This window comes from Leuconostoc citreum, from assembly GCF_007954785.1.
Lineage (GTDB): Bacteria > Bacillota > Bacilli > Lactobacillales > Lactobacillaceae > Leuconostoc > Leuconostoc citreum.
The window spans coordinates 1,579,589-1,603,155 of record NZ_CP042410.1 but is presented as its reverse complement, the minus strand read 5'-3'; the positions used below and the strand labels follow the sequence as shown (position 1 = coordinate 1,603,155).

The 23,567-nt window shown below is 39.5% G+C and carries 17 protein-coding genes; 16 read left to right on the top strand and 1 reads right to left on the bottom strand.

Translation table 11 applies throughout. The annotated features are described in order from the left end of the window. The first annotated feature begins 89 nt into the window (after window positions 1–89). From FGL72_RS07925 to FGL72_RS07850, 16 genes are all read left to right on the top strand, one after another. Window positions 90–1,685 (top strand): WxL domain-containing protein, encoded by a 1,596-nt coding sequence (locus FGL72_RS07925; RefSeq protein ID WP_146992904.1) that lies wholly within the window; start codon window positions 90–92, stop codon window positions 1,683–1,685. A 189-nt stretch (window positions 1,686–1,874) separates the two neighbouring features. Further along, window positions 1,875–2,663 carry a WxL domain-containing protein gene (locus tag FGL72_RS07920; RefSeq protein WP_133285983.1) on the top strand — a complete coding sequence of 263 codons (789 nt, stop codon included), beginning with the start codon at window positions 1,875–1,877 and terminating at the stop codon, window positions 2,661–2,663. Between the two features lie 14 nt (window positions 2,664–2,677). Next, window positions 2,678–3,745, top strand: coding sequence for a WxLIP family cell surface protein (locus tag FGL72_RS07915; protein ID WP_170167804.1), 1,068 nt, complete (start codon window positions 2,678–2,680; stop codon window positions 3,743–3,745). Between the two features lie 110 nt (window positions 3,746–3,855). After that, window positions 3,856–6,228: a YhgE/Pip domain-containing protein gene (locus FGL72_RS07910; protein ID WP_146992902.1), complete on the top strand. Its 2,373-nt coding sequence runs from the start codon at window positions 3,856–3,858 to the stop codon at window positions 6,226–6,228. Between the two features lie 14 nt (window positions 6,229–6,242). Further along, window positions 6,243–6,743: an RrF2 family transcriptional regulator gene (locus FGL72_RS07905; protein ID WP_004899654.1), complete on the top strand. Its 501-nt coding sequence runs from the start codon at window positions 6,243–6,245 to the stop codon at window positions 6,741–6,743. A 118-nt stretch (window positions 6,744–6,861) separates the two neighbouring features. Further along, window positions 6,862–7,734: an AraC family transcriptional regulator gene (locus tag FGL72_RS07900; RefSeq protein WP_004904580.1), complete on the top strand. Its 873-nt coding sequence runs from the start codon at window positions 6,862–6,864 to the stop codon at window positions 7,732–7,734. Window positions 7,735–7,831: 97 nt separating this feature from the next. Further along, window positions 7,832–9,046 (top strand): MFS transporter, encoded by a 1,215-nt coding sequence (locus FGL72_RS07895; RefSeq protein ID WP_004904579.1) that lies wholly within the window; start codon window positions 7,832–7,834, stop codon window positions 9,044–9,046. Then, on the top strand, window positions 9,043–10,089 hold the full coding sequence (locus FGL72_RS07890; protein ID WP_004908572.1) for an alpha/beta hydrolase fold domain-containing protein: 1,047 nt from the start codon (window positions 9,043–9,045) through the stop codon (window positions 10,087–10,089). The genes FGL72_RS07895 and FGL72_RS07890 overlap by 4 nt, the downstream gene beginning before the upstream one ends. A gap of 11 nt (window positions 10,090–10,100) precedes the next feature. Then, window positions 10,101–11,006 (top strand): ROK family protein, encoded by a 906-nt coding sequence (locus FGL72_RS07885; RefSeq protein WP_146992900.1) that lies wholly within the window; start codon window positions 10,101–10,103, stop codon window positions 11,004–11,006. An 89-nt stretch (window positions 11,007–11,095) separates the two neighbouring features. Next, window positions 11,096–12,580 (top strand): 6-phospho-beta-glucosidase, encoded by a 1,485-nt coding sequence (locus FGL72_RS07880; protein ID WP_146992897.1) that lies wholly within the window; start codon window positions 11,096–11,098, stop codon window positions 12,578–12,580. Window positions 12,581–12,757: 177 nt separating this feature from the next. After that, window positions 12,758–13,606: a PRD domain-containing protein gene (locus FGL72_RS07875; protein ID WP_004899646.1), complete on the top strand. Its 849-nt coding sequence runs from the start codon at window positions 12,758–12,760 to the stop codon at window positions 13,604–13,606. 95 nt (window positions 13,607–13,701) lie between these two features. Beyond that, window positions 13,702–15,531: a beta-glucoside-specific PTS transporter subunit IIABC gene (locus FGL72_RS07870; protein ID WP_004904565.1), complete on the top strand. Its 1,830-nt coding sequence runs from the start codon at window positions 13,702–13,704 to the stop codon at window positions 15,529–15,531. Window positions 15,532–15,635: 104 nt separating this feature from the next. After that, the gene (locus FGL72_RS07865) at window positions 15,636–16,091 is read left to right on the top strand and encodes a MarR family winged helix-turn-helix transcriptional regulator (protein WP_004908556.1); all 456 of its coding nucleotides are present in this window, start codon (window positions 15,636–15,638) and stop codon (window positions 16,089–16,091) included. Beyond that, the gene (locus FGL72_RS07860; protein WP_146992895.1) at window positions 16,088–17,428 is read left to right on the top strand and encodes a dihydrolipoyl dehydrogenase family protein; all 1,341 of its coding nucleotides are present in this window, start codon (window positions 16,088–16,090) and stop codon (window positions 17,426–17,428) included. Before FGL72_RS07865 ends, FGL72_RS07860 begins: the two co-directional genes overlap by 4 nt. Window positions 17,429–17,441: 13 nt before the next feature. Beyond that, the gene (locus FGL72_RS07855; protein WP_170167805.1) at window positions 17,442–18,389 is read left to right on the top strand and encodes an NADP-dependent oxidoreductase; all 948 of its coding nucleotides are present in this window, start codon (window positions 17,442–17,444) and stop codon (window positions 18,387–18,389) included. 1 nt (window position 18,390) lies between these two features. After that, entirely contained in the window at window positions 18,391–18,753 is a 363-nt protein-coding gene (locus FGL72_RS07850) for a DUF1304 domain-containing protein (RefSeq protein WP_085699381.1), read from the top strand. A 34-nt stretch (window positions 18,754–18,787) separates the two neighbouring features. Here the strand turns inward: FGL72_RS07850 and FGL72_RS07845 are convergent, their stop codons facing one another. Continuing rightward, the gene (locus FGL72_RS07845; RefSeq protein WP_146992893.1) at window positions 18,788–23,305 is read right to left on the bottom strand and encodes a glycoside hydrolase family 70 protein; all 4,518 of its coding nucleotides are present in this window, start codon (window positions 23,303–23,305) and stop codon (window positions 18,788–18,790) included. Between the last annotated feature and the right edge of the window lie 262 nt (window positions 23,306–23,567).

The following is a 23,567-nucleotide window of genomic DNA, read 5'->3' as shown; positions in this document are numbered from 1 at the left end:
TGGTAAATACACAATGAATAGGGTTTTTAGTGAGTCATAAAAATTATGATATAATCAGTGGTAGACTATGGGTATTGTGAGGCGGTAAAATGAAAAAATATATATTGAAACTCGCCATAGTCATCATATTTCTATGCCCTATTGGTACGGTTAGTGCTTATGATAAATTACCATTAAAAAATGGTGGCTCATGGCAAGAAGACTTTTCAAATATTACCACAGATTCCACAAATGCGATGAATATAGCGCAACCTTTTTTGCTATTTACTCGCAATTTGAACATTAATGGCGGACAGATGCTCGATGGCAACATTGCTACTCAAAATCTAAACACATATGGATCATTTCTGAACGGGAAAACAGGTATTAGTTATGTTCAAAATAGCATCACCAATACTGCTTCTTGGCTACATATTAATCAGGCCAGTAAGTTTGTTTTTGGTTCATCATTTAAAATTGTGAGAGCAAATAATGCTATGCAAATTGAGGCCGGACCCTCAAATTTAAAACAGTTAGTCAATAATGTTTCTCAATCGCAACTTTATCAAGACACCGAGTCACATAAATATTTGGATTTTGACCGAGGATTTGCGCAGTTGGATAGTAATGCCAAAACAATTATTACCCAAGCAAGTAGAATTTCTAAGCCGATAATAACGGAGGATCCATGGTACTGGCCAAGAATTACGATAGACACCTCTAACGTAGCAACCGCAGCTAATGGAACAAAGATTATCTCGTTATCGGCTCGAGATTTAGATTATCGACGTACAGTCATTTTAAAAGGACTGGGAAAAGCAGAAAAGATAATATTTGCTATTAATACCGATGGTGTGTCGCAAATTGATTTACAGTCCATTCGCTTTGGTAACGAAAATGAATGGCGTGATGTACAATTGCCTATGATGTTTACGTTTTCCAATACATCGTCAGCATACACCGGTGGCTTGAGAATCGGGATGAATGATTCCTTCACTACGCCAGTACGAAGTATTCTGGCACCCCAAGCTGCAGTCGATATTTTAGGCGATTTTCATGGCAGCATAGCCTCTGATACCGTTAATTATCATTGGGGTAAGCTACGTGCAGATCAAGGTGTTCTATTTCCGGTAGATAATTTGCCAGAAGAAGGCAGTTTATCTTGGGTCACTAATACTTTTGGCGTATCATTTGGGACACTTAAATCTGTCAATAATCATTTTGAAGACGGTGGCGCATTATCAGAACAGTTGCGTAACATCAATGGTGATTTTTCCGGTATCATGCAGGTTAAAGATACACGTAATTTGTCGAGTACTGTAAAGTTACCATTTTATCTTACTTTATCATGGACACAACCTTTTACAACGAATGAAATGCAGAACCAATTAACACGTACATCAATAGATATACCAGCTAAATTGGGTTCGAATGCTGGTAGTCTAAAACTTGAACCGGGAGAGACTATTCAAGTGCCATCAAATGGTTCTGCTAATGCGAAAGATGTTTACATGTTCAAGGTGAAAAATGATACAACTAGTGGTATAAAAACATTGTATAGTCAAGGAAAAGAAAATCAATTTGCGTTTGATAAATGGCAGCTGAACATTGGTGCACAGGATAGTCAGCTTAATATGGGAACTTATACGGCTGGTTTTACATGGACACTATCTCCTAGTCGACTAACAAATAGAATTAACCCCTAGATGGATACTATAATACAACTTAAAGATAACAGCTGAAAAGGCTTTAAAATGCTTTGTCATACTGATTTTTTGTGTCTATAGTGACATTTTTAAATGATAATCTTGCATTTTGGCATAGCGGATATTCCAATTTAAATTGGAGATTTTGTGTAATTACAATATCAATAATTGTATGGAAAAGGGAATAAAATGATTAAAAATACACGTAACATGTTAATATTAGGCACGCTACTGTCTACTACATTTTTATCTGTAGGCCAAATATCAGCTGACACTTTGTCTAGTCATTCGAACGGAACAGTGACATTTGAAAAAAGTACAGATGGGATTAAAGTTTTAGATCCTAATGATAATTCGAAAGAGTTCACACCGGGGACCACAGATGGTACAGTTAATAAAACAGATAATATCGATAACGGACTCTATTTATCATACGTGCCTAATTTTAATTTTAACACTCATAAAGTCAATCAAATTCGTGATAAAGTGTTCTTCGCGAATACACAAGCTGAAGGTCGTCCTAACTTTGTTCAGGTATCAGATTTACGTTCAAAAAATAGTAGTAAATGGACCCTGGGTGTTAGCGTAGGTGCATTTACTAATACGAAGAATGCTAATGATAAATTAGACGGAGCATCATTAATTTTTCGTAATATGATGGATCAGGATGTCACAGCAGCAACAAATACACCTGTGGCAGGACCCGTATCATTGGGTGATAAATTTGCCAGCCTAATGAATACACAAAATACAGCAGCCAATGCTACATCTGGCGAGACAGTTTACACTATGGCTGCTGACGGCACGTCAAATATTCTTGTTAAAGCAACTAATGGCACACATTTGTTGACAGCCGGTAATCAGAGTAATGCTGCTGTTAGTGTGGGATTATATGTACCTAAAAATACACAATCTGAAGCGACTTACAACTCCGATATAACATGGACATTAGCTCTAGCCCCTACGGCTGGAAACTAAATACTTTAATAACTATGAAATTAGCAATAAAGCTGTACACTATGGTAGCAGTGATAGTACTATTTTTAGGTATGTTCATGATTAATACAGTCACTGCAAAAGCTGATAGCACATCAACTAGTTCAGGTTTATCGTTTACTGTTAAAACTAACTTACCTGATAATCAGATTGATAAAAATAATGATTTTTATCAACTTAAAATGCAACCTGGTCAAAAGCAAACAATCACGGCTACAATTTATAATATTACCCAAAAAGAAACAAAAGTAGCTATAAATGTACAATCTGCTTCAACAACAATAAACGGGTCACTTGATTATTCTAAAGCGCCCAATAGTTGGGATAACTCACTGAAATACAAATTAAGCGATATGATTAGATATCCAAAATTAGTCACAGTAGATGCCGGTAAGTCACAGGATGTTTCTTTTGAAATCACGATGCCAAACGACCTATTCAATGGAATATTACTTGGTGGTATTACGTTTAATCAAGCAGATAGTGACGGCGTTGAGCTGAGTCGTGGGGCAAGTATTCAGAATAGATATGCCTACGCTGTGGCTATGGTGTTAAAGGAGTCTGATAGTCAGGTTAAACCTAATATTAATTTACAGAGGGTGACTCCAGGTCAGAATAATGGTCATAATGTACTGAATGTCAGTTTTCAAAATGATCAACCACTATTGATGTCCAACGTTCAGGTCAATGCTAAAATTTATTCTGAAATGGGTAAAAAGCCAGTATATTCATCAATGAAATCGGATATGCAAATTGCACCCAATAGTCAATTTAAATATCCAGTATCGTTACAAGGCACGCCTATGCAGCCGGGGAAATATCGTATAGAGGCTACTGTTACTGGAACAGCGTACAAAACACCTAAAACTTGGCACTTTTCCCGAAAATTTACTATAGAACGTCAAGAAGCCCATGCCTTGAATCAATCAGATGTTGACCTTGCTGCCAATACTAACAACCAGACAATACTATTTATTGCTTTTGCTATGATTGCTTTGCTCATCATTTTGTTCATGATATTATTAATTTTGAAACGAAAAAAGTCTCATACTATGAATAAATAATATTTGTTTTCAGAAAGCAAAAGAAATTTTGCTTTTTTGTTTGCATTTCTTTTTATCCGTGTATATAATATATCCATAGATAAAATAAGTACACGAAAAAGAGGCGTTTTATGAAGTTTTGGCAAAGTGCAGAGTGGCAACGTATTAGTAAATTACGTGGTCTGAAATTATTGCTTGTTGGGATTGCGGTTATCCCAAGTATTTATGCAGTGATTTTTTTGTCTTCCCTATGGGATACCTATGGCAAAATAGATAACCTACCGGTGGCCGTTGTCAACAATGATCAAGCAGCCGATATTAATGGTAAAACACAGCATTTGGGACAAGATTTGACCGATAAACTGTTACGGGAAAAGCCTTTGAAACTGAGTGAAGTGTCCTCTCAGAAAGCAAAAGATGGTTTAAAGTCAGGTAAATATTATATGACAATCACGATTCCTAGTGATTTCACTAATAATGCTGGCACATTGCTCAGCAACGATCCTAAATATGCTAAAATTGATATCGCGCAAAATGCCGGTCAAAGTTTTATTGCTGAAAAGATGACGAGTTCGGCTGCGGATAAGATTAAAGCGAGTGTGAATCGCTCATTACAGCAAGTTTATAATGAAACGATTTTATCAGCAACAAAGTCGTCACAAAAAGGTTTCCAAGCGGGTGCTGACGGGGCAACTCAGCTTAATAATGGTCTCGGCCAGTTAGCAGATGGTAGTCAGAAGTTAAACGATGGGGCCCAGGCGCTGACGAATGGGTCATCAACATTAGCAGGTGGTTTATCACAATATACGAATGGTGTGTCACAGGCCAATACAGGCTCTAATCAGTTATCTAATGGTGCTGGTGCCGCGGCAACTGGCGCAAATCAGCTCGCTTCCGGAACATCTCAACTCGCACAGAACGCACCGAAACTTGCAGCAGGCAGCCAACAATTAGCTAGTGGCGCGCAAGAATTAGCTCGCAAATTACAAGAAGTAAGCGACGGGATTACGACAGGTCAGACTAATGGGGCGGCACAAATTAAGCAATTAGAGGCTGGTTTAGCAACTTTAACGCAACAAGTCAATAACATCCAATTGCCGGAGAATGCAATTGATAGTAACGGGCTGACACAGGCTGGTACTGCGTTGCAAGACGGACTGACAGGCGCTGGCGTTGATGCACAGAAAATAGCTGAATTAATGAAAGAGCCCAGTTTTCAAACTTTCTTAAAACAACAACCAAAGATTGCGCAAGATTTTGGTGTTACGGTACAAAGTTTACAAGGCAATCTTGCCAAAAGTGGTCAAGCAGCACAAGCATTGCAGACTAATTTAACTCAGTTGCAAGCATTAATACCGCAGTTAGACGCGTTTAAAAAACAATTACCACAGCTTAAAGCTGGCATGTCAGCTGCTCAAGCTGGTAATCAGCAAGCCATTACCAAGTTAAATGGGAGCTTAACGCAAGTGAGCCAGTTGCTTTCTCAGCAATTTGTACCCGCAGCTAACCAATTGGCCAGTGGCGCCGAACAATTAAACAACGGGCAACAGCAGGTTAGCTCAGCTTCAGCGCAACTCAATAATGGCGCAAACAAGCTAGCTGATGGAAATGCACAGTTGGCAAACGGTGTGAATCAACTTAATGGTGGCTTAGGTCAGTTAGTAGCTAAAAATGGCGAATTAAATGCTGGTGCAGGTCAGCTTAATCAGGGCGCACAGCAACTCACAACAGGGACTCAACAAGCTGTGTCAGCACTCGGACAGGCGCAAAATGGAACACAAACATTGGCGCAAAAACTTGCTGATGGTGCCATTAAATTAGACAAAGTGCATAACGATAAGGCTAATGTTAGTGCACTGACACAGCCAGTTAAAAGTAACCAAACGAACCTTTCTGAAGTAGACAATAATGGTACAGGTATGACGCCATATATGATGTCTGTTGGTCTGTTCGTTGGCATGATTACATTCAGTGCAATTTATGATTTCGTGACGGTTGCTAAACGACCAAAAAATGGTTTTGCTTGGTGGGCAGATAAGCAAACTGTGAATATGCCGGTATGGATTGCGCAAGCCATTATTATTACAACCCTATTGTTACTCGTTGACGGGTTACAACCTAAAAATGTTGGGATGCTATATCTCACAGCCTTGATTGTAGCCTTTGCCTTCAATCAACTTGTCTTACTATTTAGTATTATGTTTGGTAAGTTAGGATCTGGCCTAATGATTATTGCGTTAGTACTGCAGCTCAGTGCAAGTGCTGGTTCTTATCCAATAGAACTATCAAATAATTTTTTCCAAACGATTCATCCTTGGGTACCGATGACGTATTCAGTGCATGCATTCCGTGAAGTGATTTCTATTGGTGGTAGTGTCACAAATGACTTGATTATCCTACTTATTGTTGGTATTGTATCTATGGTATTGACTTGGGGCGTTTACCAGTGGAAGTTAAAGCATAACCCACTATTTTGGGGTGGTGAGGAATTAGTAACTGACTAGAGTTGGAGAAAATTATGAAAATGTCAAATGCTGTTGAGCAAAGTTTAGTTGTATTGGTCATGCTGGCATTACAAAAAGATGAATTACCTATTAAAAGTTACTTATTAAGTAACCGTTTAGAGGTATCAGAGTCTTATTTAAAAAAAACAATGCGTAAGTTAGTGGTTGCAGGTATTGTACAGGCCATTGCTAGTAAAGAAGGCGGTTTTAAACTAGCCCGTTCGATTGCTGATATTACGTTACTAGATGTGTATGAGGCTATTGAAGGTGATGGCAGTTTTATACATTCCACACAACTTGCAGACCGTATTTTTTTGAATCAAGCTTCTAATAAGCCAGTTGAAGATGTACAACAAGCGTTGGAAGTCGCAGTTGATGATGTGTTAACAGTTTTTAATGATGCGGAAGCTGACTTTAAGAAACGACTACAAAATTATACAATCGCTAAATTGTTACAGCATATTAATGTTGATGAATTTGGTAAAATTGACTGGCGACAAGCCATGGTGAAATAACGGCGTATGCGCCGTTATTTTTTTTGAGTTTCAATGTAACTGGTTAGTTGGAAGACGGTGTAACCGCTTTCAAAATGTGTTATGATAGGCCATATGTTAGTTTGGAGGTCATTATAATATGTCATACATGCCAGGAAATCTTACGAGTGACGCTTTTAAACACGAAATTGTCCAGCATGAGTCCTTACATTTGCCAGTACAATGGCTTATTCATGAAAGTGATCGCCTACAACAAGACGTACCAAAGCATTGGCATGAAGAGCTAGAGTTAAGTTTGACTGTCAATGGTCATATTGATCAGTTTACAGTCGATGGACGACCTTATCACACCAAAACGGGAGATGTGTTGGTCATTAACTCAGGCAGTGTGCATAGCGTCCCGATACAAAAACCAGGAACAGAAGCTTTTACTTTATTTTTTAATCCTGATTTTTTACGCGCGGCTTTACCTCAGGCTTCTGAGATTGTTTTTGCTACGCACCCAAATGATGTCAGTGCTGTTGAGAGTACCGAGTTAGTCGATTATTTATATGCAATGCATTATACTGTCCGCCATGATCCGATGAATTATTTGAGAATTACGCGGTTAGCATACGATATTTTAGATGAGCTGGTGATGCATTTTTCCAATCGTGAATTTGGGATTAACCCACATCTTATTCAGACTGTTGATGAACGACTGTATAAAATCTTATTTTATATCAAGGCACACATTTATAATGGGTTAACGGTAGCAGCGGTAGCCGAACATTTCGATATTTCGACAAGTTATTTATCTCGCTACTTTAAAATCAAGTTGCAAATGTCACCATTGGCTTATTTGCAGGCTGTGCGTTTAAATAAAGCTTACCAATATTTGATGAACACGAATAAATCAATGAGTTGGATTTCTGATACCACTGGTTTTGGTGATGTTAAATCTTTTGAACGACTTTTTAAGAAAAAGTATGGCACCTCACCTAAGAGTTATCGTCAGCAGTTCAGAAAGTGACTTAAAAACAGTAATAATTGTGCTATAAATTTAAAAGAAAGCGCTTACAATAATTGTGTTGAAGCGTTTTTTTAATTTAATTATGGAGGAATAGCACATGAGTTCATCTGTTCAGAATTCGTTTTTATTCAAAATATCGATTTTATCGATATCTTTGGTTTTGACGGTCACAACCGCTGTATCAACTGCTTTACCAGCTATGATTGCAACTTTCAAGCAATATCCATCAACTCAGGTAGAGATGTTAACGACACTACCGACCATTTCTTTATTGCTGACAGTTTTAGCCAGTTCGTGGATTATTAAGCGACTTGGTGCGAGACGGACTACGTTAATCGGGTTGATAATTGCGCTATTAGCAGGTTTAGTCCCCGTATTCATTAACGATTACGTGATTGTCTTTATTTCCCGTCTACTACTAGGTGTTGGTGTTGGCTTATTTAACAACTTGGCTTATAGTCTAATCATGGCTGTCTATGAAGGCGAAGAAAGACAAACGATGTTGGGCTTTCAGTCCGCTGTGGGGACAGTTGGCAATGCGTTAGCATCTTTTGTAGTTGGCCTACTAATTAGTAGTGGCTGGCAAGTTGCCTTTAATGTCAATTGGTTGTTTGTGATTCCGCTTGTCTTATTTGGCTTGTTTGCTACAAAAATTGACCAATTTACGAATCCGGTGGTGACTGAGACAGGTGATACGGCACCAATTAAAGCAAAAGAAACCACAAATATGGCAGTTGTTGGTTATGTGCTACTTATTGCAACTTTCTTTGCTTTTTACTTTGGACTATTACTGAAATTAGCAGGTTTTCTAGTGGAACAGCACTTGGGAACGGCTGCAGTTGCAGCAACGCAATTAAGCGTCATGTCTTTAATTGGTCTATTACCCAGTCTATTATATGGGCAAATCTATAAACATCTACGCCGCTTGACTATTCCAATTGGTTTAATCATAACAGGACTCGGTATCGGTATCATCGCTACTGCGGGTACACTTACTATGACCTGGATAGGCATTGTCATATCTGGTTTTGGCTTACCAATTGTGATGCCAGCTATTTTTGGTAAAGTCGCTGAAGTACAACCAGAAGGTTCTTCTAATCTATCGTCTGCTTTGATGCTGGTTGGCATAAATGTGGCAGTTTTTCTGTCACCGCAGGTGTTGGCAGTGACGACACAGATAATTGGCCAGACGAGCAATAAAGCGACTATGTTAGTATCAACCGTCATGTTGTTTGTCTTGGGCGCAATCCAATTGGTAATGGCTACAACTAAGAAACAGCCAATAAAGAATAGGAGCGAAATGAAATCATGATAACGTTTAAAGCAATTAAAGATAATGGTAGTGGGAATATTATCAAGCTGGTCCCTAATGAAAAACATGGTGGTGTTTTAGATCCGCGTGCGCGGGAGGAATTATTAGCTTCGCAACATGGTAATTCAACATCGGAAGAGACTAGCGATATACCAGATATTGCAACCCTACGTGATATGATGGGATGGCCGAATGCAAAAGATATTGCGACGCATGATCTAACGATAACTAATACAGCAACGGATTACGGCGTTCAATTACGCACGTACGTTAAGACAGCCTTGCTAGACAAACAATTACCAGTTATTTTCTTTTATCATGGTGGTGGTTTCTTTGGGGGTTCATTAGACAATGTTGATATGCCGGCGCGTGCACTAGCTGATTTAGCTGATGTTTTGGTTGTGTCGGTTGATTGGGCTTTGGCACCCGAACATCCCTATCCGGAAGGATTTATTGAGGCTTATCAAACGATAATTTGGGTCTTAAATCAAAGTGGCTGGTCAATTGATAAACATAAAGTTACGGTATTGGGTGATTCAGCAGGGGGCGGGTTTGTCTACGGTTTGGGCTTGCTAGACCGCGCATTTGGTGTTAATGCGATTACTAAATTGGTCGCTTTTTATCCAGTAACCTATCAGGCACACGATACGCATTTTGAAAAATGGTTTAGTGACACAACACGTTATCCTGTAGCAGATGATGACCGTGAATTATTATTACCTTATCTGACTGGATTTTTTGGTGGTGAGGGGTTGATTGATCAGCTATATATTCAAGAAAACGATGCGAATAGTATCTATCTTTCACCTTTCCTAGCCAACGATAGGCAACTAGCAGAACTACCTGAATCGTTAACAATTATTGGCGAGTATGATCCATTACGTTTTCAAGGAGAAGCTTTTGTTGAAAAGGTACGTTTAAGTGGTGGACAGGCAAATTATGTACGCTACAATGGCATGACCCATGCCTTTATGGATAAAGTTGGTGATTTTCCGCAAGCCGATGATGCGTTGCGTGAAGCAGCTAGCTTTGCTGCTAAATAAGGAGGCGCAAAATGAATCGTAATTATCTAGCAATTGACATAGGCGGTACAAATTTAAAATATGGCATAATCGATCGGGCAGGTCGTTTAATTGAAAAGCATAGTGTTACGACAGAAGCAACGGACCGTGAGGTTTTTTTAGCACAACTGAGTGCCATTGTTATGCAGTATAGGGATCAAATCAAGGGTGTTGGCATTAGTGTACCAGGGACAGTCAAACATCCGGATGATACGATTTATGGTGGTGGGGCACTCCGCTTTTTAGACCAAGTGAATTTAGCAACAGTATTAAATTTACCTGTGCCAGTGAGTGTTGAAAATGATGGGAAAGCTGCCGCTTTAGCGGAACTGTGGTTAGGGCATTTAAAAGGTGTTGAAAATGGCGCAGCGGTTGTTTTAGGAACAGGTGTTGGTGGGGGATTAATTTTCAATCGGCAACTCTATTCGGGAACACATTTTCAAGCAGGAGAATTGAGCTTTTTGTTTGATACGCGTAATCTTGGTGATATTCATCATTCGATTGGTTGGCGTGGTAGCGCTGTGCACATGATTGAGCGCGTAGCCTCGGCACTTAACTTGGCAGATCAGCACGATGGATATGCTGTTTTTGAAGCAATTAACAAGCGAGATAAAATTGCTTGGCTGCTATTTGAAAATTATGCTAAAGAGATAGCGCACTTGATTTATAATTTGCAGACTATTATTGACGTTGATCGCATTGTTATTGGTGGCGGGATAAGTGCCCAAAAAATAGTCACGGAGACAATACAAAGCGCTTATGATGAAATGTTTCATAGTAATGAGATGGTCGCAGCTGTTCTAACACCAGCAGAGATAAGGGCAAGCAAGTTTGCCAATGATGCCAATTTATATGGTGCGATTTATCATCTATTGTTGAAGATCAATGCAGAAGTATAGGTTCATGAAATGACCAAAGATATGATAAAAACTGACCTTTTTTACTAAAGAAAACGCTTACAATTGTATTATTAAATAAAGGAGTCGATATGATGACGAAAAAAGGTTTACAATTACCGTCAGATTTTTTGTGGGGTGGCGCTATTGCTGCACATCAGGCAGAAGGCTATTGGGATGCTGATGGTAAAGGTGTTTCGATTGCTGACGTATTAACGGCAGGATCACATGAAAAGCCTCGTGAGATTACTGATGGCGTCTTACCAGACAAAAACTATCCAAATCATCATGGTATCTATTTCTATAAAACATATAAGGAAGACTTGGCTTTGATGGCGGAAATGGGCTTCAAAGCATTTAGAACTTCTATTGCTTGGACACGTATTTTTCCAAACGGTGATGATGCTGAATCTAATGAGGCAGGTTTAAAATTTTATGATGATATGTTTGATACCATGCATGAATTAGGTATCGAGCCAGTTATCACGCTAAATCATTTTGAAATGCCTTATCATCTAGTTACCGCATATGGTGGTTGGCAAAATCGACAGGTGATTGACTTTTTTGAAAAGTATGCGCGTGTGGTGTTTGAACGTTATCGCAACAAAGTAACTTATTGGATTACGCATAACGAAATTTCGAACCAAGCGAATCAAGCAGAAATAAATGGCTTTTCTGATTTTCTGGTTTGGACCAATTCTGGTTTGAAATTTGATGCAGAGACAACAGTCTCAGAACGTCAAGCAGCGATGTACCAGGCCGCACATAATGAGTTGGTGGCTAGCGCACGTGCTGTTCGCATAGGTCATGAGATTAATCCTGATTTTCAGATTGGGGCGATGCTGAATGTTGGCAGCTTGTATCCAGCTTCCACAAAGCCGGCTGATCAGCTGGCAGTGCAAAAAGCGCGGCAACAGCGTGACTGGTTCAGTGATGTTCACATCCGTGGCGCTTATCCAAACGAAATGGAAAAGCTTTTTGAACGTACGGGTTGGCGATCAGATGTTACGGATCAAGATTTTATTGATTTGGCCTCTGGTACGGTAGATTATTTGAGTATTTCATATTATGCTTCTTCTGTGATTCGTGCCAAGCAGGATGATGACTCGGAATTGGACGAGGCAGCGAACTGGGAAACGGTGCCAAATACCAATATTAAAGCCAGTGATTGGGGTTGGTCAATTGATCCACAGGGGTTACGCTATACCTTAAATGAATTGAATGATTTGTATCCCGACCTTCCCATCATGATTGTTGAAAATGGATTTGGTGCCTACGATGAACTGGTTGAGGCAAATGGTCAGCCTACGGTTAATGATGATTATCGTATCGCTTACTTGGCAGCCCATATTGCCGAGGTTGAAAAGGCAATTGTTCATGATGGTATTCCAGTTATTGGCTATCTGTCATGGGGACCGATTGACATTGTGTCGGCTGGTACTGGTGAAATGAAGAAGCGCTATGGTTACGTATATGTTGACTTAGATGATTTTGGTGAAGGTAGCGCTAAGCGATACAAAAAAGCGAGTTTCAAGTGGTATCAAGAGTTGATTGCCAGCGGTGGAACGAGACTGTAGATGAATAGGTTATCAACTATATAAATATATTGCAAGCGCTTACATTATTGTGTATAATGAAGACACAGAAATGGATTGTTACCGTAAAAACGGGCAAAACCAGATAATGTTGCTATCATCTTTGTGAGGTGATTGTGTCGTTATTTGGTTTTTTGTTTGAGTTGAGGCAGAGTGACTATGCTAGTTAAGAAAATTTTTAATAATAATGTTTTGCTGGCAGAAGATGGTGATCAGGAAATTGTTGTCATTGGTCGGGGTGTCGGTTTTCAGCAGAAAATTGGCCAAGTGGTTGCGCAACAGAAAATTGAAAAATGTTATTACCCAAAAGACCAAAGGTGGACCACATTATTTAATGAGTTAACATCAGCGATAGCATTTGAATATATTGAGATTGCTTCACATATTATCGCTACTGCTGAAGCACGGCTAGATACTGATTTTGATGATTATCTGTTAATCGGATTGGCCGATCATATCCAATTCGCTGTTGCGCGTCAACTGAAAGCATTGCCCATCAAAAATGAACTCTTATGGGAAACAAAACATTTTTATCCAGAAGAATATATGATTGGTGAAGAAGCTGTTGCATACATTGCGGCACAACTAAATGTGACTTTAGCCGATGATGAAGTTGGTTTTATTGCCTTAAAGTTCATTGAAAAACGTGCTGGACCGGAAATCAGTGAGCGTGCAACTAGCTTGACAAAGTTAATTGAAGGGGTGTTAACCATTGTGCGGCATGAACTATCGCCAAAAATTGATTACTCCGCACTCAATTATCAACGCTTAGTGGTGCATCTCAGGTTCTTGCTGGATCGCTTACTATCAGATGAGTATGAGAATAATGCCGATAACCCTTTTGATCAGGTCATGATGCAGCATTTTGAACAGCGTTACACGAAAGCATATCGCTGTGCCGAAGATATTATTCGTTATATTGAACATGAGACCCATCGTGGGGCACAGACCAGTGAACGTATTTATCTCACCATGCACTTGCAACGATTATTGGAACATATGAATTAATTATGGGATTGTTACTATAAATTTAGGCAAAACCCAAAAGTTAGTCACTGAGGTGATAACTTTTGGGTTTTTATTTTTTGAAAAGAGGTCGAACCATGAATTACGAAACATTGGCAAAAGATATTTTAGGTCTTGTTGGTGGGAAAGCAAATATTAACGAGGCCTGGCATTGCGCTACACGCTTACGGTTTAAGTTAAAAGATGAGAACAAAGCACAAACAGCAGAGATTGAAGCGCTACCTGGTGTGGTGACCGTTGTGAAATCTGCTGGACAATATCAAGTGGTTATTGGCAATTCGGTAGCGAAAGTGTTTGAACCATTGGCAGCCGCAGCGGGACTAGAACACTTAGATAACCAAACTCATGCTCCTAGTGACAAGCCTAAAGAAAATATCGTTAATCGCTTTATCAGCTTTATTTCAAGCGTTTTCACGCCTTTCTTAGGTGCAATGGCTGGTACCGGTGTATTGAAAGGGCTATTAGCACTACTAGTGGCTATAGGTTGGCTAGATAAAACAAGTGGTACTTATCAAATTTGGTATGCTGCAGGCGATGCCTTCTTCTTTTTCTTACCTATTTGGTTGGCATTTACAGCTGCCAAGCAACTGAAAGTGAATCAATACGTTGCTGGTGCCCTGGCTGGTGCGTTACTTTATCCTAGTCTAGCAACAGTACTAACTGGGACAAAACCACTAGACTTTTTAGGTATTCGTGTCATTGGCACAACGTACAGTTCAAGTGTTATTCCAATTTTATTAGCTGTGTGGCTATTGTCGTATTTGCAACCAGCACTGGATCGGGCATTTCATGAATCGATTCGTAATATTCTAACACCATTGGTCAGTTTGCTAATCATGGTACCCTTAACACTATTGGTGGTTGGGCCATTAGGCACAAGTGTCGGCACAGTGTTATCATCAGGAGTTGAAAGTATTTACAATGTTGCGCCTTATGTAGCTGGTGCTGTGATGGGAGCCATGTGGCAAGTTTTTGTTATCTTTGGTGTGCATTGGACGTTTGTACCTGTGATGACAAATAATATTGGTCAATTAGGTCATGACTACATGCTACCAATGTTAAGTGTCGCTGTGTTATCACAAGCTGGTGCAACGCTTGGTGTTTTCTTAAAGACAAAAGATAAGAAAATGAAGGCATTAGCCGGGTCTGCGGTTCTAACTGGTATTTTAGGTATTACTGAGCCAGCTATTTACGGTGTGACATTGAAGCTTAAAAAGCCGTTCATTTTTGCTACAATCGCTGGCGGTATTGGTGGCGCTATTGCTGGCGGTGGTGGTGCACAGGCCAGTGCCTTTACACTCCCAAGCCTGTTAGCTTTACCAACATATTTAGGAAAAGGATTCATGAGTGTTGTAGTTGGTATCATCGTTGCCTTTGTACTGGCGGCAGTGCTAACGTATTGGTTTGGTGTACCCAGTGCATCATTAGAAAAAACAACACAAAAAGTTTCATCAGTCGAAGAAGAAGTTATGGCACCAGTAAGTGGCACAATTGTACCACTATCAACTGTGAAAGATGAAGTATTTGCTAGTGGTGCGATGGGCAGAGGTATTGCCATCGTGCCAGAAGCTGACACACTGGTATCACCAATTAAGGGTAAGGTTGTAGCAGTTTATCCAAGTAAACACGCGATTGGCTTAATTTCAGATGATGGCTTAGAAATCTTATTGCACGTCGGTATTGACACGGTTCAACTCAATGGTGAGCACTTTGAACAATTTGTGAAACAAGACCAACAAGTTGACGTGGGCGATAAGTTATTAGTGTTTGATCGTGAAGCCATTCAATCGGCTGGTTATGATATCACCGTTATGATGATTATTACGAATGCTGAAAATTATAATATACGGGAAACCGAGGACACAGCAACAAATGGTAACTGGTTACTTGCTGTGGCGCCACAATAAAAATAAGTTTGAGATAAAAAATGATGTGATATCATTTTTTTATTAGTTGTAAATTATATCGTATGCGATATAATTATAAACAACACATTAAAAAAGGAAATAGTATGGCAAAAGAGCAACATCTGTATGACGAATTATGTTTATCATTTTATAATACGAATCGTTATTTTCACCGTTTGTATGATCGCATATTGGATAAATATGATTTATCTTACCTACAATATATGAGTTTATTATTGATTCATCAGCAAGGGCAATTAAAATTGATGGATATCGGCCTCGCACTAGATTTATCGAGCAATACACTGACGCCAGTCATTGAAAAGTTAGTTCGTAAAGATTGGTTGGTTAAGCAATCCAATGTTGCAGATAAGCGTATCAAAATGCTGGCTATGACGGAACATAAAGTAGCTTTGTTTAACAAGATATTGAGCGACGTCGAAATCATGCGACATGAATTGTTGTCACTTAGCGGCCGACCGTTGGCAGAAGTACTTCATGAAAATCAACAATTAAATGATATGTTAAAGCGTATGTTAGCTGAAAAGGAAGAGAAATGATGTATGATATTATTTTTATTGGTAGTGGCCACGCTGCTTGGCATGGCGCACAAACTTTAGCACGCGCTGGTAAAAAAGTTGCGCTGATTGAGGAAAATAAGGTTGCTGGCACATGCACAAATTTTGGTTGTAACGCTAAAATATTGTTAGATGGCCCAGCTGAAATGATTCATCATTTGCATCCCTATCATGGTGTTGGTATTAATGAGACACCAGATATTATTTGGCCAGAACTGATGGCTTACAAGCATCAAGTGATCGACCCCTTGTCAGACGGCTTAGCGCGCATGTTATCTGTCGATGGTATTGATATCATTGCTGGCCATGCGCAGTTTGTTGACACACAGACGATTTCAGTGGGCCAGACGACCTACACGGCAGCTCAGTTTGTTATTGCAACCGGCCAAAAACCAGCCAAACTACCGATTCCGGGTGCTGAATTAACGCACGATAGTACGGATTTCTTGGATTTGCCTGACATGCCCAAGTCGATGGTATTCATTGGTGCTGGTTATATTGCAATGGAATTTGCATCAATTGCACATGCTGCAGGAAGTCAAGTGACGTTAATTGAATATGGGGGTAGTGCACTCAATGGTTTTGATAAGCTATATGCTGAGACAGTTGTCGCAGATATGCGAGCCAAAGGCATCACATTTGCTTTTAATCAGGCCGTTTCTGAAGTCAAAGCACTGGATGATGGGCAATATGTTATCGAAACAAGTCAGGGAACGCGTTTCCAAGCAGACTATGTCATGGATACAACTGGCCGCACAGCCAATATTGATCAGCTAGGCTTAGACAGCATTGGTGTCGCATATGACCGTCAAGGCGTCTTGGTTAATGACCATTTGCAAACAACTGTACCTAACATCTATGCTAGTGGGGATGTGATTTCTAAGTCAATTGCGCGTCTAACGCCAACAGCAACTTTTGAATCACATTACATTGCTAAAGTGCTCCTAGGGGAAAAAGCGCCTATTCGATACCCTGTTGTGCCAACGATTGCCTTTACGTTACCTCGTGTTGCCCAAGTTGGTGTGACATCTCAAGAGGCTACAATGCGTGATGATTTGCAAGTCATCGAAATTCCTTATGGGCAAATGATGCGTTTCCAAACGTTAAACGATAGTCAAGCAGCGCTGAAGATTGTTGTCAATACTGAGAAAAAACTCGTTGGTGCCGCAATGATTGGGGATTTTTCCCCAGAAATTGTGAATGCTTTAGTACCAGTTATTAACAAGCAATATACACGTGATGATATTCAATCACAAATTTTTGCTTTTCCAGCACATACTGGTGTTGTGTTACCAATGATTGCAAACTATTTAGATTAAATGGAGAATAATGATGAAAGCAGCTATTATTAATGCTTACGGTGGCAGTGAACAACTTGTTGTCGCTGAGCAAGCAATACCTCATATTCAGCAAGACGAAGTGCTGGTTGAAAATATGGCTACCAGTATTAACCCCATTGACTATAAAGCGCGCCAAGGTTTGATGCAGGGGATGTTTCAATGGCAGTTCCCTGTGACTTTAGGATGGGATATTGCTGGCAGAATTGTGGCCGTTGGCCAGGATGTGACGAATTTTAAGGTTGGCGATGCTGTTTTTGCTCGACCAGATATTGATCCGACTGGTCGAAATGGGTCATACGCGGAATACACCGTGGTGAAAGCCGACAAATTAGCCTTTAAACCAGAAAATATTACTTTTAAGCAAGCCGCTGCAGTACCATTAGCAGCCCTAACAGCGCTACAAATGTTGGAAAAACTACAAGTTAAAGCAGGGCACAAGGTGTTAATACAAGCTGGCGCTGGTGGCGTTGGTATTTATGCCATTCAACTCGCCAAGTTAATGGGAGCTTATGTAGCAACAACAGCGAGTCAAGCTAATCACGATTTTGTTGCGTCACTGGGGGCAGATCAAGTGATTGATTACCACGCATACCAAATACAGGATGTTTTGTCTGATTACGATGCTGTATTTGATATGGTTGGGGACATCGATAATGGTATTCATATTTTAAAAGATGGCGGCCATTTGGTGACAATTTCTGCGCAGTTAACGGCTCAACAACAGCAGACACCTAACAAAACAATTACAACCGGTTGGTTGGATACTAATGGTAAAGATTTAACCACACTCGCTGATTATATTACAAAAAATCAATTACAAATTGTGGTCGATAGTATTTATCCGCTAACAACAGAAGGTATGCGTGCAGCTCATCAGCGTAGCGAAACACATCATGCGCGTGGTAAGATTGTGGTAGAAATAAAGAAAGAGACAGTATAAAATGATCGTACAAATTATTACCGGGTTAGTTGCTATTGAAGCAATCATTATCATGATGATAGAAATGTTTGGCTCAGTTGCACAGCAAGCTAAGTCGTTTGAATTAGAACCAGCTGTTTTAAAAATGCCAGAAGTGAAGGTGTTATTAGCTAATCAGGGAATATACAATGGTTTATTCGGAGCACTCATATTGGTGACCATGTTTTTCATTCATGGTCCGCAACAAGTGCTGATGTTACAATTTGAAATGCTCTATATCTTAATTGCAGCGATATATGGCAGCATAACATCAGCTCGGAAAATTCTTGTGGTACAAGGATTACCGGCGTTGGTTGCTTTAATTGCCTTATACTTCTTAAATTAAAAAAGCCCACTCTTAATTGAGTAGGCTTTTTTAGTTAAGCGACTGAGACAAAGTAACCTTGGTCATCGAAAATGTATGTTCGATTATTAACGATGATATGAGCTGATTTAGTTTGTACGCCTGTTATTTCATCAAAATGTTGTAGCTTATTATTAACAACTTTAAATCCTTTGACGAGTTGATAATTACTATCCGTTAAATACCATTGGCCTTGATAGGCAAAGTAGTCATTAAATACTGCCGAACCATCAGTGGCATTCATATAATAACTCACGTTCGTGATAGGATCAGTCACAAATTGACCTTTCACTTGCCGACCATTAGCTTGGAAATATTTCAAATTACCATTAATGTTTACCAAACCAGTGTCTGCTGGACCTTGAGTACTTAAATGTAACCATTGGCCATCTAGTGTTTGATAGTATTGATTGGTCAACATGTTGCCCGTATTGTCAAAGACAAAAATCTTGTCACCAATTTGTTGCATACCTGTCGTTATAGCGCCAGTTAGTGGGTTAGTATATAATACGTGATTTTGTATCGTAATAAAATCACCCTTACTTTGATGACCATCGGCGTAGAAATAATTTTGAACACCATTGATTGTTTGCAAACCAGTCAAGGCAATGCCATCATTACCCAAATAGAACCACTGACCTTGACTATTTTGTGCAAATCTTTGTGTCGCCACGTTGCCGTTACCAGCTTCTAAGTAGAAAACGTTACCATCAGTGTCTGATACAAATTGCCCTTTGACCTGTGTGCCGTTCTTGTAGAAGTATTGCTTATGACCATCGATTTCAGTGAAGCCAGAAGTGACCATTGTGCCATCATTCTGGAAGTAATAGGCGGTGCCGGTTTGGTCAGTAATGTATTGATTAAATACTTGACGCCCTTTTTGGTCAAAATAAATCGTTGAACCGTCAGCATTCTGCAAGAAAGATTGAACGAGTTCAATACCGTTTGGTAGGAAGAAATAGTGATGGTTATTAATATTCTGGAAGCCAGTAACGAGATGGCCGGTGCTATCAAAGTAATAATAATTGCCATTATCATCTTGTATAAAGGTGTTTCGAGCTAGATAGCCACTCAATGTGTAGTAGACCATACCAATGTTATCGCGGACAAATCCTGTTTCAGATAAGTCATCTGTTAATTGTTTTGGCAAGAAGTCACGATTATTATTGTTTGATGTAACCTTATAGTATTGATCGGTACCACTGTCTTTTAAGACATAGCCAGCCCCTTTGCCTTGAATATTTGAGCCATTAAAGTATTTACCAGACCATTCTGTTATTTTCTGACTAGGATCCATAGGTAGCCCTGTAGAAATTTGTTTTGTTTCGAAAAGTGCTGGATATTTTTTCTGGATATCAGATAAGAAGGCACCGCCATACTGTGCTTGGTATTTACCACCACCACGACTTTGTATGACATATAACGACTGATCAATATCTGAGTTAGTGTCTTTATCACCATAAGAGTTTGTTCGTGTGACAGTCGCTAATTCTTGACCCGGTAAATTATAAATTTGATCGGGTACCCAGTCAGCGATTGCTTGGATGCCATTTGCGTGCAGAGCCTTGATGGCATCGCGTAACTGGTCAACTGTGCCATATTTTGTTGGTGTACCGTAGCCCAAATCATAACGATCTGTAAAGGCATAACCATTTTGGATAATTGAATCTAAGAAACTGGTATCGGTGCTTGAACGATATTGTGGTGCCAACTGGAAACTTGTGATACCCCAATCTTTGAATAACTGACCATTTTTTGCAATGACAGCATTTGTATAGTCTTCAGTGTTTGTGGCAAAAGCTTGGAAATTTGAAAAACCTTCGTAAATAACCTGAGAATCTAAAGCAGCATTTGAGTGGAAGGTTTTGCCATCATGATGGGCTGTGTCGTCAGACAAAGTACGCGCGTCTTGATGGCTGTCAGCCCCAACAGGCACCCAAACAGCTAAGAAGCCAGAGACTTGCGGGTTACGGACACCATAGATTTCAGTATTATCAAAGATTAAATCGCCCTGATCATTGGTGTACTTTACTGGGGCGTTGTCATTATCATAATAAGACAAATTGTCAGCAGTTGTCCCTAATAATAATCTGAATGCTTGATTTTTGTGAGCGGCACCCATGTGTAATGTCACCGTGTCGCCTGATTTTAAGGCCAGATTTTCTTTATTACTGACAATCACACCAATACCTTGTGTTCGTGTGTCTGCATTACCGCTATCTGTCACACTCATGGCACCTTTACCATAACGAACATTTGTCAGGATATCGTTTTGATCAACAGCTATTGACTGACCACCAGCAACATATTTGATACGTGACTTTAGCAAGCCGTTGATGGCATCAAAATAAGGGGACTTATTTGCCATATATTGACCATCATCGGTGTATAAATCACCATAATAAACGCGCGGTACTGTATCTTTATTAGTTAACAGCATCGCATAGGCGCTAGGCATGTTGTATTGTGTATATTTCTTATCCGCCTGTTTTTCATCGTTATTATAAACTTTAAAGGCTTCGGCTAGCTGGTCTGCTGTTGGTGCCAAACTATTTTTTACGTCGGGATGTAACTCAGAAATAATTTGAGCAATGACTGTTTGTACTTCACTATCGTGTGCGCGAACAAAGCTGTAATTTGGAATGGCAGTGTTTTCGGTACTATCGTGATTGCGATTGACGAGGTAATAGTCCATGAAGCGTTGCATGGTACCACGCATACGCATATCTTTAGTCAACGACCAGATTAACTGGGTATGCATGTAATCATCCATTGTGAGTTGATTATTACCAAAATCCTTCACGTATTCAGGGTCGTTATGGCTCCAATCTTCAAGAATTGAAAGATGTTGATTTGCTGTTGCGTCATTTTTATCAACACCATAAGCAGCTTTGAAATAATCTGCTGCAATCTGTAGTAAATCAGCGTCAACATTATCGACAGCATCGACACGTATCCCATCAAAATTAGCAGCAGAATCGTTTGCTGTGATGCTACCAAAATTCATCAAATAGTGTAACCAATTTAACTGCTCAGCTTGCACAACAGGATTAGAGTTGTCTACATCATTAGCGAGTAAGAGTTCAAAACCACCCTTAGATTGATCAATTGTATATTTTGGCACACCTGTCTGGTTTGTTGGTGTGCGATTTAATAGTCTGAAATTAGAGTTAGTATCTGGTGTCAATGGACTGTTGACGAAAGTCAAAGCGCCGTTTTGTAAATGATCATTTTTGGGATCTTCACTCGACATGTTCCATTGTGGCTGTGTACGAATGAAATCATCAATGGCTGTTTTAAGCCATGCTGTACTATTAGCCACACCGATTTTTGTTTCAATTGCTTGTTGGACTGTTGTACAAGCAATATTCAACATGGCTTGATTGTCTTTTAGCGAGAACATCTGACGATTGTCAATGAGTCCCATTTGAGACATGTAGTTTAGGTAATTTACTTGTGTTTGCTTGCTAGGCCACCAAACTGACACAATGGGCCGGAAGTCATTAGCTGTTGTTGCTTCCCAGTGTTGACCATTTCTTAAAACATCTTTAGGGCGATACCATGAAGAAGCAGTCAAATAACCATTAAAATTGTCGAAATCAGCGCTATCGGTGCTGTGAACGGCATTATGTGCTGTATAGTCTGTTGTTTGAGAAGTTAAACCTTCTTTGATTTGTGAGTCGGTTGTTGATACCTCTTGTCCTGATTCTTGATCAAAATAGCGTACTTGACCGTCAATGACACCGGTAAATCCTTTTTTTAGTTGTCCCAAACTATCGAAGTAATAATTGTGCCCATTAATGGCCTTTAGACCAATAGTTGCTTGTCCTTTATCGTCAAAATAATAAGTTTTGCCATCTGGCGCTGTATAGAAATCAGCAAAAACTTGTTCACCGTTGTCATTGAAGGCTAATGTTTGTGAGCCAATTTGTTGTATCCCGGTTACTGCGTTACCGGAGTTAGAATCGAGATAGTATGTTTTACTGTTATCAGTAACGAATTGGCCTTTTGCCTGCACGCCATTGTTGTCAAAATACTGCTTGTGGTTGTCAACAGTAGTCAACCCCTTAGCAAGTGTGTTATCACTGGTTACATAGTACCATTTACCATCTTTTTCCAGATAACCAGTTTTTTGATTAGCTGTTGGCGTAACAGTCGGCAACTGCTTGGTGAGATTATCTATCGAATCCTTGTTAGTGTTGTTTGCCGTTTCAGCTTGCTTTTGCGTATCAGTCGTTGTGTCTGATGCTTTTACTTTTTCTGCTTGGTTGGCATTTGCGGCGATTTGTTGTGTTGTTTGGTTATTTTTGACAGGTGTCGTTTGTTGGTCAACGACAGTATCGTGTTGATTGGTTGTATTCGAATTATTGGAGACAGTAACTGACTTATCTGTCACTGTGTTTGTGCTATCTGCATTAACATTTTGTGAAGTAGCGGTCATAGACAGCATCATTGTCGATAAAATGAGTCCCCCAATAACCCAACTCTTACCAGACTTGTAAAGCTTTTTTCGTACATTTCTCTCTTTAATCAAAACATTCTCTCCTCCATTTGTGATTATTCTTTGAAACAAATGAATTATAAGCTATAAAATTACGAACGTATATCATTTCACAAACGATTAACAATTCTTTAACATATAAAATAAACAATATTTATAAAGTGATAAAATAATGGGGGGCTATTTTTTTTAGTTAATAAGAGTCCTATATCATGGGGTTCTTATTAATATGTTTTATGTAATTTATATGATAGAATGTGTAGTGTTAGTGTCGTTTTTTACTGCAATGTGTGGA

Excerpts from the sequence above, each read along its gene's own strand:
- FGL72_RS07900 (WP_004904580.1), top strand. The coding sequence starts at position 6,862 with ATGTCATACATGCCAGGAAATCTTACGAGTGACGCTTTTAAACACGAA.
- FGL72_RS07860 (WP_146992895.1), top strand. The coding sequence starts at position 16,088 with ATGATGTATGATATTATTTTTATTGGTAGTGGCCACGCTGCTTGGCAT.
- FGL72_RS07875 (WP_004899646.1), top strand. The coding sequence starts at position 12,758 with ATGCTAGTTAAGAAAATTTTTAATAATAATGTTTTGCTGGCAGAAGAT.
- FGL72_RS07865 (WP_004908556.1), top strand. The coding sequence starts at position 15,636 with ATGGCAAAAGAGCAACATCTGTATGACGAATTATGTTTATCATTTTAT.
- FGL72_RS07910 (WP_146992902.1), top strand. The coding sequence starts at position 3,856 with ATGAAGTTTTGGCAAAGTGCAGAGTGGCAACGTATTAGTAAATTACGT.
- FGL72_RS07885 (WP_146992900.1), top strand. The coding sequence starts at position 10,101 with ATGAATCGTAATTATCTAGCAATTGACATAGGCGGTACAAATTTAAAA.
- FGL72_RS07905 (WP_004899654.1), top strand. The coding sequence starts at position 6,243 with ATGAAAATGTCAAATGCTGTTGAGCAAAGTTTAGTTGTATTGGTCATG.
- FGL72_RS07890 (WP_004908572.1), top strand. The coding sequence starts at position 9,043 with ATGATAACGTTTAAAGCAATTAAAGATAATGGTAGTGGGAATATTATC.
- FGL72_RS07880 (WP_146992897.1), top strand. The coding sequence starts at position 11,096 with ATGATGACGAAAAAAGGTTTACAATTACCGTCAGATTTTTTGTGGGGT.
- FGL72_RS07920 (WP_133285983.1), top strand. The coding sequence starts at position 1,875 with ATGATTAAAAATACACGTAACATGTTAATATTAGGCACGCTACTGTCT.
- FGL72_RS07925 (WP_146992904.1), top strand. The coding sequence starts at position 90 with ATGAAAAAATATATATTGAAACTCGCCATAGTCATCATATTTCTATGC.
- FGL72_RS07870 (WP_004904565.1), top strand. The coding sequence starts at position 13,702 with ATGAATTACGAAACATTGGCAAAAGATATTTTAGGTCTTGTTGGTGGG.
- FGL72_RS07915 (WP_170167804.1), top strand. The coding sequence starts at position 2,678 with ATGAAATTAGCAATAAAGCTGTACACTATGGTAGCAGTGATAGTACTA.
- FGL72_RS07855 (WP_170167805.1), top strand. The coding sequence starts at position 17,442 with ATGAAAGCAGCTATTATTAATGCTTACGGTGGCAGTGAACAACTTGTT.
- FGL72_RS07850 (WP_085699381.1), top strand. The coding sequence starts at position 18,391 with ATGATCGTACAAATTATTACCGGGTTAGTTGCTATTGAAGCAATCATT.
- FGL72_RS07895 (WP_004904579.1), top strand. The coding sequence starts at position 7,832 with ATGAGTTCATCTGTTCAGAATTCGTTTTTATTCAAAATATCGATTTTA.